Genomic DNA, 1510 nt, shown 5'->3' with positions numbered 1-1510 from the left:
TTGCGGCGGTTCCAGGCATAGAGAAGAGCGGCGAAGCGGTCGTAGGCAAAGCGTGTCAGCGGCAAGATAAACGGATTGCCGAACACCATCGCCAGCCAGCCCTCGCCTGGCGTGACCTTCCACACGGCGATGGCAACGTCGGCGCCGACCAGCAGCCTGCCCGCCGCATCGGTGGCGTGCAGCCGGCGGCGGATGTCGTCAAGCGAGGCGCCATGTCCGGCAAGCGCTGCCGGTTCAAGATTGATGTCTCGGAACTCGATCCGCCCGGCCTTGACCGCCTCGATCAGCCGCCGCTTCTGCCTGCTGATACCGGCATCGCAGACCGGGCAGCGCGTGTTGTACCAGACGGTCAGCATCTATCCGTGGCCATGCCTGTGGTGCAGGTCGGGATAATGCGGATGCCGGTGGCGCATCGGGGCATGCCGGTGCCAGTGCGAATGCGGCTCGCTCACCGGCCCGTCATGATGGTGCTGGTGGTGCTCGTCATGCACATGGCTGTGCTCGTGTTCCAGTTCCTCATGGTCGTGCTCATGCTCATGGCGTTCCGACAAATGCAGCCATAGGCCAACGCCCATCAGAACTCCGGCGGCCGCAAGCTTGAGCGTGACGGCGTCACCCAGGATGGCGATTGCCAGCAACGCGCCGATGAAGGGAGCGAGCGAGTAATAGGCCCCTGTCCGGGCGGTGCCCAGATGACGCAGCGCCACGATGAACATCACCAGGCTGACCCCGATGCCGAAGAAACCGACTGCGGCGGTCGCTGCAATGACCGACGTCGGGGGAAACAAGGCCCCGCCGGCAAGCGCCAGCCCGACATTGACGACACCCGCCACCAGCCCTTTGAGCATGGCGATCACCACCGGGTCGGTGGCGGAGATCCTGCGCGTGAAATTGTTGTCGATCCCCCAGGCCAGACAAGCCCCCGCCACCATCAGGGCGCCACGGTTGAAGGCGACGCCCTCACCTTGCCACGACAGAAGAATGGCACCCGCCAGAATGGCGAAGGCGCCAAAAAGCAGGCGCCGGTCGACATTCTCGCGATAGACGAGCCAGGCGATCGCCATCGTCGCCAGCCCTTCCAGATTGAGCAGCAGCGCCGAACTGGACGCCGTGTTGAGGGTCAAGCCGAACATCAGCAGCACCGGCGCGATAACGCCGCCCATGCCGATCGCCAGCGCCAGCCAGGGAATATCCCCAGCGGTCAGTTGCGCCTCCCCGGCCACGGCCTGCCTGCCCCGAAGCAGGCGGTACAGAGCGAGGCCAAGACCGGCACCGAGATAGAGCAGCCCGGCCAGCATGAAGGGATTGACGCCATTGAGCAGCAGCTTGCTGAGCGGCGGCGTCGCCCCGAACAGGGCGGCCGAGCCAAGCGCGAGTGGCACGCCGGGCCACAGATGCGAATGGGAATGCGGTTCGGACATGATCTCACCCTATGATGGCAGGTGTGTCACTTGCGGCGCATGGCCGCCTTCGGCCCGACGCACTTGTTGTCGCGAAACAGCGCCCACTC

2 protein-coding genes are annotated in these 1510 nt (G+C 65.3%); both read right to left on the bottom strand.

The window, feature by feature from the left end; genetic code table 11:
- Nucleotides 1-356: DCC1-like thiol-disulfide oxidoreductase family protein (locus tag EOD15_RS34105; RefSeq protein ID WP_127409292.1), on the bottom strand; the 356-nt coding region annotated here is incomplete at its 3' end.
- Nucleotides 357-1421, bottom strand: coding sequence for a DMT family transporter (locus EOD15_RS34100; RefSeq protein WP_127323134.1), 1065 nt, complete (start codon nucleotides 1419-1421; stop codon nucleotides 357-359). It lies immediately after the preceding gene.
- Between the last annotated feature and the right edge of the window lie 89 nt (nucleotides 1422-1510).

This window comes from Mesorhizobium sp. M7A.T.Ca.US.000.02.2.1 (assembly GCF_003996995.1).
GTDB lineage: Bacteria > Pseudomonadota > Alphaproteobacteria > Rhizobiales > Rhizobiaceae > Mesorhizobium.
Note: the sequence above shows the minus strand (reverse complement) of the source record. Positions and strands in the feature narration are given on the sequence as shown.

Excerpts from the sequence above, each read along its gene's own strand:
- EOD15_RS34100 (WP_127323134.1), bottom strand. The coding sequence starts at position 1,421 with ATGTCCGAACCGCATTCCCATTCGCATCTGTGGCCCGGCGTGCCACTC.